The organism is Mesorhizobium sp. M5C.F.Ca.IN.020.29.1.1, from assembly GCF_003997375.1.
Taxonomy (GTDB): Bacteria; Pseudomonadota; Alphaproteobacteria; order Rhizobiales; family Rhizobiaceae; genus Mesorhizobium; species Mesorhizobium wenxiniae.
This window is the reverse complement of record NZ_RZSW01000238.1, coordinates 1-8,980: the sequence shown is the minus strand read 5'-3', so window position 1 is coordinate 8,980 and position 8,980 is coordinate 1. Positions and strand designations below refer to the sequence as shown.

The window sequence follows — 8,980 nt, the reverse complement described above, 5'->3', positions numbered from 1 at the left end:
CAGCTTTGCCTTGTGTTTCGTCCAGCCGACACTTCCCAAGGCCGCCAAAACAGCGAATGCGGCGGCGTGGATGAGCTTGCCATGATGCGTGAAGGTCACTCCCAAATTCTGCAAGAGCCACTCCGGAAAAAGGGCGAGCAGGAGAACGCCGGCCAACGCGACAAGGAAAGCAACCCTTGCCGCGATCGGATATGAACCTGCGCGCAACAATATAGGTCAGCCCTTCATCCGAAGTCTGCAGAGGCGACCGCCAGCACGAAGCGGTCTAGTGCTACGGCAGATTCTCAATCTCTACCCTCCAACGGACCGGCGCATCGGCCGAACAGATGAAAGACGCGCGCCTCTGGCGGAGCGCGCGGGCATTGCACGACCAACGCATCGGGCCAATGGGATGACGCCTATGCCCGCGAGGGGAGAAGGACTGTGGGATCATCCGAGTCAATCGGAAGATCCAGTAAGCAAAAAAATCAGCCGGCCGAAGCTGGAATAAAATTACGGTGACATAAATCACGGTGACAGTGCACTTTTTGCGATGTTTGCTCGGCTGTCGCTGTGTGTAGATTGAAAGCATGGCTCGACTTGCATTGCCGCGCTGCCGATGTCGGCATCTGGGCGGCCGGTGGGCAGCGAAGCCCTTCTGGACCGGATTGCCGAGCACCGGAAAGCCGCGAAATCGGGAAACATGCCGCCGCATACTGGACCGCCCATCGGTGAGGCGCTGATGATCAAGCAAGCCTAACGGCGAATACGTCCGGTTCAACATGTCCACGAGCGTCAACGGGAAGCTGAAGGTCTGATAAATCATCCCTATGGCCGGAGTGGCTTTGACACCGGTTGAGCATCTATCTACACCGCCCGCTCACTTGTACGGAATTAACCCATTTTTGTAGCCGGGAACAAACAGTCAGCGACTCGCGTTTCTTGCACGAGGCCGGACTCTCGTCCCCTCGGTCTGGCTGGGAAGGCCCACTATCTTTTGCACGGACAGCGGGCTTCGAAGGTTCGCAAATGCCGCGCCGGCGTTTCACTCGCACCTGCCTCAGCCCTCACGATTTGGCTATTTGTGAACGCGTGTTTGATCAGGTTTGCGCAGATGGAGTCATCGACCCGTTTAGCCGGGATGCCGAAGCCTTAGCGGTGACGATTGTCGCAATCTTTCGAAACGTAACTACCAACGAGCGCGAGCTGCTCGGGGAAGTCAGATCTCGTCAACGCTCAAAGAGCGCAGACAGGCGCACTAGCTCTCGTCACTGAAACCCAGCAGCGACGCCTGGCGTATGTGGGTGTGGTCGCCACGGAGATGCTTGACGCGCAGCTTTACACCAGGCCTGACCCATTGGGTCGCCGGCCGTTTCTTCATGGCCTCTGGCGGCGGCCCGGCATGCTCTCGAACCCGCTTCAACAGCCGCTCCTTCATGTCGCGGCCCAAGGTGATGAAGGCGGTACCGAGGTATTTCCCAGTTCCTGGCTGTGCCAAAAGTGCGAAGGCTGCATTGCCAGGCTCGCGCTCGATGCCCAGCAGATCGAATTCGTCGACCGTGAAGCTCTTGGTCTTCAGCCAGTTCGAGGTCGGGCCGCTGCGGTATTTGCTGTCGGCGCGCTTCGAGACAATTCCCTCAAGCTCGACCTGCTCGACGAGATAGAAGATTGACTTGGCGTCACCAGGCATGGCCTCGCTGAACTGGATCCGGCTGTTCGGCTTGATGATGCCGCCGAGAATTTTGCGGCGCGCCTTGCAGCCGGTGTCGCGCAAATCATGGCCATTCAGGTGCAGAATGTCGAATGCGCAGAGGTACATGCCATAGGGATTGTTGTGGACCGCGTTCTGGAGCGCGTTGAAGTCGGGCATACCGGCCTTGTCGGTAACGACCGCCTCGCCGTCGATGATGGCGTTCTTGACCTCAAGCTCAGTCGCCGCTTCCACGATGCCCAGATATTTACGCGTCCAGTCCTTACCGGTTTCGGCATAGACGCGGATATCCTCGGGGCCGTTGATGATGATCTGGGCACGATAGCCGTCGAGCTTGATCTCGTGAATCCAGTTGTCACCCTCGGGCGGCTTGGCCACCAGCTTGGGCTCCATCGGGAGGATGAACTCTAGCCGGCCGGTGCCGGCCACTGCCCGCCTACGCATGGAACCTAGTCTAGGTCACAGGCGTATATTAGCCATAGTGAATATGACGAAATTCCAAAAGGACGTGCGATATGACAGACGACAAAAGCAAACGCGACTTTCGCGACCGCAACAAGATATCGGCGTACGACGATTATGAGGTGAACTTTTTCGCTCTGCAGAACAACATCACGCCGGCGCAGGTGCGCGAGCTGATCCGCAAGCACGGCAACGATCGGGCGACCCTGACCGCCGCCGCGAAAGCATTGCCGGCACAATGATGACCAAACTCTCGGAGGCGCGAGCCTTTTTTGGCTCAGCACATCTCGACGCCGTCTAGCGTGGAACCGCAGGTATTCCCGAGACTGAGCGCGCCGTTTCGGCGGAGAAAACCACGAAGGCAAAGATGAGCGCGCTGACAGCGACGATCATGGTGCCGGTGGCGACGATCGGCTCAAGGGGTGGATTTCTATGCAGCATCACGTAAAGAGCCATCACGATCAGGCCAAGATTGTAGACGCCGGGACCATCGCGATCTTGCGGGCGGCTGTTGTCGGGTTCAGAGCGTATCACCCACCGAATATTGCACTCGTCACCCATCCCAAGAAGGTTGATGTGCGCGTGGCACCGTGATTGCCTGAAATTGCCATCTGCAGGCCGGCTAAGGAAGATGATCGCTGTCTTGAAAAAGATCCGAGATTTTCGGCATGTCATGTCCTCCCCAAGCCGTTGCTGGCGGCCCGGCAGCCTATGGGGGTGACCGGCCAGCCACCGGGCCTAACCGGCTTGCGCCGGCTGACGAAAACATGCGCTCACGCTCATGTAATTGCAACATCGAGATGCCGGTGCGCACAGCGAGGTTCGCGATCTCGACTCCTGTCCCAAAGGCTGGTTGGCGGGCCATCCCGTGAAGAAGATGATCTCCTTCGCACCGCCGACTCCAGCCAGTGGAATTACGGTGACAGTGCACTGTTTGGCATGTTCGCTCGGCTGTCGCTGTAGATTGACCGTATGGCTCGACTTGCATCGCCGCGCCGCCGATTTCGGCATCTGCGCAGCCGACGGGGAGCGAAGCACTTCTGGGCCCGGCAAACCGGACAGCCGTGAAATCGGAAAGAGGCGGCAGGCGGGGATAGAAATGGTGCACTGTCACCGTAATTCCCGTAATTCCCGCCGACTCGGTAGACCAATATCAATTTAGATCGTCAACGCCAGCAACCCAGCGATCGCCTTTCTCTAAAGTCGGCCTAACCGCCTTTCGCTTTCAGGTACGGATTGCCAGCGACTCCTCGGCGGCCAGGACGCCGGCAAGAGTCATGCGAGCAAAACAGGAATCACCGCCACAACTGAACCGTGCATTTGCTTCCGTGTGTTGCGCCGCAGTTACAGTTCAGCCACAACCTGTGTGTTATTCAATTTTTGGTGACTTCCTTTCAACACAGGCATCATTCCATGAAGAAAATCGCGTTTGCCACTACGTTCCTGCTCGGTTTCAGCGGTGCGGCCTTGCTTGCGGCTCCGGCCTTCGCGGCCGATGCAGTTGTTTACGAGCCCACGGCACCCGTCGCAGTTGCCTACGACTGGAGCGGCTTTTATGTCGGTCTTCAGGGCGGCTATCTCTGGGGGCAAGCAGAACACAGCTACTCCAACGGTGCGCCAAGTGACGATTCCGATCCCGATGGCTTCATTGGTGGCGTCCATGTCGGGTATAACTGGCAGTCCGGCTCTTTTGTTTACGGTGTCGAGGGCGATTTCGAAGGCGGTGACGTGGAGGGCAGCTTCGAAAATGCTACCGGAGCCACTTCTGTTGGAACCAGCGAATTGAACTGGCAGGGCTCGATCCGCGCAAGGCTCGGCTACGCATACGACAACGCACTTCTCTACGTTACCGGCGGCTGGGCGATCGGCGATTTCGACTTCGGTGGCGGCCCCTTCCCGCTTCCTGTCAGCGGGGGCTATTCGGATACGCTCAACGGCTGGACAATCGGTGCCGGCGGCGAGTGGGCCTTCAACGAACATTGGACCGCGCGACTGGCGTATCGGTATACAGACTTCGGAGAAGCCTCAGGCAACTTGGCTCCGGGATTCCCGGATGTCGATATGCCGGTTGACCTAACCACGCACGCGGTGAGGGTCGGCGTCAGCTACAAGTTCTGATCCTTTGGGGACGCAAGGAAAACCCCGGCCCAGCGGCCGGGGTTTTCGTTTGGGCTCGATTGGCCATCACCGCCTCAACATCCGAACCGCCCCAGACCAATGTAAATGCAACATCGAGATGCCGGTGCGCAGCGAGGTTGACGATCTGGACTCTCATCCCAAAAAAGGTGGTGGGCTGGTTGGCGGACGGTGAAAGGAAGTCGCTTGCGATGTGCAGCATGTCGCGTCCAACGCGAGACAGAATCGCCGGGAGCGGAAAGCAAATTCGGTTCGCTCCCGCTATTCGAAAAGGACTGCAATGGCGCGATCGCCCGCGCGGAAAACGCTAGCCAAGACGCCGCAGGTGATCGACAAGGGCACGCAGCTTCGGCGCGACGTTACGACGGCTCGGATAGTAGAGGTAGAAGCCGGCAAAGCGCGGGCAATAGCCTTCGAGAACTGCCACCAGCTCGCCTCGATCGATCGACGGGCGAAAGCTCTCCTCCATGCCGAAGGTGATGCCGGCGCCGGCTATGGCGAGCTTTGTCATCAACGCCATGTCGTTGGTCGTGATCTCCGGCGCAACGGCGACGCTGAACTCCTTGCCATTCTCGGCGAATTCCCAGCGATAGGGCGCAACCTTGGGTGCGCGGCGCCAGCCAATGCAGCGATGGCCGGCAAGCTCGCTCGGATGCGCAGGCGCCCCGAACCGATCGCGATAGGCCGGCGCGCAGACGGCCAGCTGCCGCTCGTCACCGGCGACAGACACCGCAATCATGTCCTGCTCGATCACCTCGCCGAGCCTGACGCCGGCATCGTATCCCTCGGCGACGATGTCGAACTCCTCGTCCGTCACCGTGATGTCGATCTGAACCTCGGGATTCGCTTCGGCAAAGGTCGCCAGGAACGGCCCTGAAAGAAAGCGCTCGGCGATCGACGAGACGGCGAGCCGCAACTGCCCGCGCGGACGCCCGCGCATATCCCCGGTGGTCTCCATTGCCGCGCGCATGTCGGCAATGGCCGGCGCTATCCCGGAGTAGAGGCGTTCGCCAGCCTCGGTAAGGCTGACGCTTCGCGTCGTGCGCTGGACAAGCGCGATACCGAGCGTCTCCTCCAGCCGCTTCATCGTTTGGCTCACCGCCGAGCGGGTGACGCCCGTCCGGTCCGCAGCCGCGCGAAAGCTCCGCTCCTCGGCCACGAGGGCGAACACCGCAAGCGCATTGAGATCCGGCTGCATTGGTTAGATGTGCTTTCCACGCTGTGAACAAACGGTCGTCTTATCGCAACAGTGAAACAGATCCATCTTCGTGGCAACCGCCTGGATGGCGGTTCGCAGGATCAACAAGACGGAGACGAACATGTCCCTCAACAAAGTCGTGCTCATTACCGGGGCTTCGAGCGGCATTGGAGCCGCCATCGGCCGGTCGCTCGGTGCTGCCGGAGCAAAGGTCATGCTCGGTGCGCGCCGCACCGATCGGCTGGACACACTCGCAGGAGAAATCAGGGCAAAGGGCGGGGAGGCAATGACACGCCGCCTGGACGTAACCGATCGCGCAGAAGTCGCCGCCTTTGCCGAGGCGGCGCGCCAGGCCTGGGGACGCGTCGACGTGATCGTCAATAATGCCGGCGTTATGCCGTTGTCGCTGATGGCCTCGATTAAGGTCGATGAATGGGATCGGATGGTCGACGTCAACATCAAGGGCGTGCTCTACGGCATCGCCGCGGTGCTGCCGGAGATGACGGCCCGAGGTTCCGGCCATGTCGTCAACATCGCCTCCATCGGCGCGCTTTCGGTGTCGCCGACAGCCGCGGTCTATTGCGCGACCAAATTCGCGGTGCGCGCCATCTCCGATGGCTTGCGGCAGGAGCACGACAACATCCGCATCACTTGCATCCATCCCGGCGTGGTCGATAGTGATCTCGCCGACACGATCACCGATCCGGTCGCGGTGGAAGCGATGAAGACCTATCGCGCCATCGCGCTGCAGCCCGACGCCATCGGCCGTGCCGTGCGCTTCGCCATCGAACAGCCGGACGATGTCGACGTGAATGAGATCGTCATCCGGCCGACAGCCAGCAAGTAGGGAGGCAAGAATGGATTTTCGTTTTCACACATCGTCGCGCGATCGCAGCATCGCAAACGCTCTCCGAGCTGTTCACGGAGCGTCGCGCCGCTCCCGGAAAACAACCCTGAGGAGCTGTCGCATGAAGCAGATTTCGACGCTTGCCGCTGCCGTGTTTCTTGCCGGCGCCGCCGTTTTACCAGTACAGAAAGGTCTCGCCCAGATGAATGTCGAGCAAAATACGGTTACCCAACCTTCGGGAAGCCATCCCTATGTCGGGATGTGGGTCACGGCCGATGGCTATATCCGCCACAACTTGCTTCCACACTGTCGCTATGACGAAGCGCGCGGAAACCGTGAGAGCGCGTACCAGGGGCGCTATGAGATCCGAGGAAATCACATCGACTATTGGGACGACACCGGCTTTACCGCTGACGGAACGTTCATTGACGGCGTGCTGCATCACGCGGGTATGATCTTGTATCGGGAGAAGTAGTGACGTTCGTCGAAACGACAAAAAAGTTACCCTTGCACCATATGTCATTTGGTGCGAAGTCAAAAATAGGGGCTCACCTTGCCTACCGAACCACGTTCTCCACGGCGTGCAGTGCTGATCGACGCAGACAATGCCTCGGCCAAGATTGCCGACGGGTTGTTCGAGGAAATCGCAAAGATCGGCGAGGCAAGCGTCAAGCCAGTCGCGAGGAGCCGAGAGAAATCGAAGTCGGCAGGGTCGCGCTGAGCCCTGCAAAAAGGCAACTGTCGGCGGTCCGATTGGCCTCTGGTCGGACCACTATTTCGCTAGCGGAAACCGCCATTCGGCGTATCATTCTTTTGGGGGAGGGTTCATGGCGGAGGAGGTCAATGAACATCGTTTCGAGAGTGCCTGTCGTTGACTTGACGGCCCAAGAACTTGTTTCATCTGCGCTTTCAAAATTTCGCGCCGGCGACACCATATCGACCAGAGCCGCAATAGACGCCATCCGCCGGGCAGCCCCGGCTTTTGAGGACAGCGACGACCATCTGGTCGAGCTTGTCGTGATGACCGCAATTGGTAGGACCATGGGGGTCGTGTTCGACCATCGGTCCCGCTAATTGCATGCCGCTCTGCGCCCAATTAGCTTGCGCACTGTCGGAACTAGAGCGGCGACGTAAGCCACTCAGTAACCATGAATTGTGATCGGGATGGATCACGCCATTCGTCATCGGAACGAATAGTCCCGCTGCGCCGTTGCTGTCCTTCGAGTAAAGGAGTGGCGGTGATGCGTGATGAACAATTCGACGTTCCGGTGACGATCGAGAGCGAACGGATCGGCCGCCCCCTCTCTGTGACGAGGACGGTCCAGGCGGCCTCGCTTCTGGTCGACAAATGGCCAGACGAAAAGCGCGGGCCGAAATATCGCGCGGCCTTGAAAGCCATGATGGATGCGATGGAGCAGCGGCGGGCGGTTGGCAGTGCGCGGCGGGCATTCACGGCCGCCGCTAAGGAAGCCCATGTGTTTGTGCGCGAAGGCCGGCACTAGTGCATGTCGCGCAATGTGTGCAGGGTTTTTGCGAGAACGACATGCATAGAAACAAGAGCTTGAAACGCGTCGCATGAATGCGTTCAAACGCGACGCGCTCTAAGGAACCTCACGAAATCTCCATCGTTATGCTCTAGGTCAACGAGGAGAATTGTCATGCCTGACGACAAGACCAAAACCGACAACCGCGATCGCTCGCAAGCGGCCGGCGAGGAAGACTATGAGGTGAGGCATTTCGCCGAGGAAGCCGGCATCACTCCCGAGCAGGCACGCACCTTGATCAAGCGCCACGGCACCGATCGCAAGGTGCTGAACGAAATCGCCAAGAGCATAAAGGCGTTGTGATGGCTGAAAAACGGACCGCTATGGCCGATCGGAAGAAACGCCAACCGGACGACGAGGAAGCCCTGCGCCTGGCCGAGACCACCGACGTTTCGCCCAACCAAGCGAAGGATCTGATGCGCAAGCACGGCAAGAACAGCCCCAAGGTCGAGAAGGAAGCGAAGAACTTCAAGGCCGAAGGCTGAGCCGCCGATTTGCGGAGCGTCTGCCCTCGCCGTATCACCGTCGCACGCGCCCGGTCATCCGTACGCTACGCTTATCTGGCGTCGCGGGCCGGCAATCATGAGTGGCTTATCAATTTTCTAACAAATTCGGCCTATTCCCGTTCTAACCATGGGAGCTGGGCTTTTGGCGCAAACAGAGAAAATCGCGGCGCGACGCGCTGTCGCGCTGTCGGTTGTCGTGCCGTGCTATAATGAAATCGGTGGGGTCGCCGAACTTTACCGGCGCGTCACAGCCGTTTGCCGTGAACAAGCGGGGCATTCCTACGAGATCGTGCTGGTCATCGACGGAGCCACCGACGGCACCCGCGAGGCCATATTCGAACTCGCCAAACAGGACAGCCACGTCCTCGGCATAGACCTCGCCCGAAATTACGGCCACCAGATTGCGCTCAGCGCCGGCCTGGAGTTTTGCCGCGGTCAGCGCATTCTCATTCTCGATGCCGACCTCCAGGACCCGCCGGAATTGCTCAAAGCCATGATGGCAAAGATGGATGAGGGGTTCGACGTCGTCTATGGCCAGCGGGTGAAGCGCCAGGGCGAAGGCTGGTTCAAGCGCGCAACCGCCGCATTGTTCTACCG

13 protein-coding genes and 1 pseudogene are annotated in these 8,980 nt (G+C 59.5%); 11 read left to right on the top strand and 3 right to left on the bottom strand.

Translation table 11 applies throughout. The features are described 5' to 3' along the window. Positions 1-195: hypothetical protein (locus EOA85_RS38145; RefSeq protein ID WP_206523326.1), on the top strand; the 195-nt coding region annotated here is incomplete at its 5' end. A gap of 1,042 nt (positions 196-1,237) precedes the next feature. Here EOA85_RS38145 and EOA85_RS19245 read toward each other — a convergent pair. Continuing rightward, positions 1,238-2,134, bottom strand: coding sequence for an RNA ligase family protein (locus EOA85_RS19245; protein WP_127210789.1), 897 nt, complete (start codon positions 2,132-2,134; stop codon positions 1,238-1,240). Positions 2,135-2,205: 71 nt separating this feature from the next. On the opposite strand from EOA85_RS19245, the gene EOA85_RS19240 reads away from it, so the two are divergent. After that, positions 2,206-2,394, top strand: a complete 189-nt coding sequence (locus EOA85_RS19240; protein WP_095520219.1) for a DUF3606 domain-containing protein — start codon at positions 2,206-2,208, stop codon at positions 2,392-2,394. Positions 2,395-2,449: 55 nt separating this feature from the next. On the opposite strand, the gene EOA85_RS40120 is transcribed toward EOA85_RS19240, so the two are convergent. Continuing rightward, complete coding sequence (locus EOA85_RS40120) at positions 2,450-2,686, bottom strand: hypothetical protein (RefSeq protein ID WP_348627918.1); 237 nt, start codon at positions 2,684-2,686, stop codon at positions 2,450-2,452. Positions 2,687-3,565: 879 nt separating this feature from the next. Here EOA85_RS40120 and EOA85_RS19230 point away from each other — a divergent pair. Beyond that, positions 3,566-4,270 carry an outer membrane protein gene (locus EOA85_RS19230; protein WP_127210788.1) on the top strand — a complete coding sequence of 235 codons (705 nt, stop codon included), beginning with the start codon at positions 3,566-3,568 and terminating at the stop codon, positions 4,268-4,270. A 325-nt stretch (positions 4,271-4,595) separates the two neighbouring features. Here EOA85_RS19230 and EOA85_RS19225 read toward each other — a convergent pair whose 3' ends face one another. Beyond that, positions 4,596-5,486 carry a LysR family transcriptional regulator gene (locus tag EOA85_RS19225; RefSeq protein WP_127210787.1) on the bottom strand — a complete coding sequence of 297 codons (891 nt, stop codon included), beginning with the start codon at positions 5,484-5,486 and terminating at the stop codon, positions 4,596-4,598. 121 nt (positions 5,487-5,607) lie between these two features. On the opposite strand from EOA85_RS19225, the gene EOA85_RS19220 reads away from it, so the two are divergent. The 8 genes and pseudogenes from EOA85_RS19220 to EOA85_RS19185 form a co-directional block, all read left to right on the top strand. Continuing rightward, positions 5,608-6,333: an SDR family oxidoreductase gene (locus EOA85_RS19220; RefSeq protein WP_127210786.1), complete on the top strand. Its 726-nt coding sequence runs from the start codon at positions 5,608-5,610 to the stop codon at positions 6,331-6,333. Positions 6,334-6,535: 202 nt separating this feature from the next. Continuing rightward, the gene (locus EOA85_RS19215; RefSeq protein ID WP_156768347.1) at positions 6,536-6,808 is read left to right on the top strand and encodes an Atu4866 domain-containing protein; all 273 of its coding nucleotides are present in this window, start codon (positions 6,536-6,538) and stop codon (positions 6,806-6,808) included. A 78-nt stretch (positions 6,809-6,886) separates the two neighbouring features. Then, positions 6,887-7,012: pseudogene (locus EOA85_RS39115) on the top strand (Maebl); the annotation flags it as partial. Between the two features lie 164 nt (positions 7,013-7,176). Next, on the top strand, positions 7,177-7,407 hold the full coding sequence (locus EOA85_RS19205; protein ID WP_065008572.1) for a hypothetical protein: 231 nt from the start codon (positions 7,177-7,179) through the stop codon (positions 7,405-7,407). Between the two features lie 167 nt (positions 7,408-7,574). Continuing rightward, entirely contained in the window at positions 7,575-7,835 is a 261-nt protein-coding gene (locus EOA85_RS19200; protein WP_164759750.1) for a DUF982 domain-containing protein, read from the top strand. A 156-nt stretch (positions 7,836-7,991) separates the two neighbouring features. Continuing rightward, on the top strand, positions 7,992-8,180 hold the full coding sequence (locus tag EOA85_RS19195; RefSeq protein ID WP_127210784.1) for a DUF3606 domain-containing protein: 189 nt from the start codon (positions 7,992-7,994) through the stop codon (positions 8,178-8,180). Next, positions 8,180-8,362: a hypothetical protein gene (locus EOA85_RS19190; RefSeq protein WP_029348124.1), complete on the top strand. Its 183-nt coding sequence runs from the start codon at positions 8,180-8,182 to the stop codon at positions 8,360-8,362. Before EOA85_RS19195 ends, EOA85_RS19190 begins: the two co-directional genes overlap by 1 nt. A 163-nt stretch (positions 8,363-8,525) precedes the next feature. Beyond that, positions 8,526-8,980: glycosyltransferase family 2 protein (locus EOA85_RS19185; protein WP_164759749.1), on the top strand; the 455-nt coding region annotated here is incomplete at its 3' end.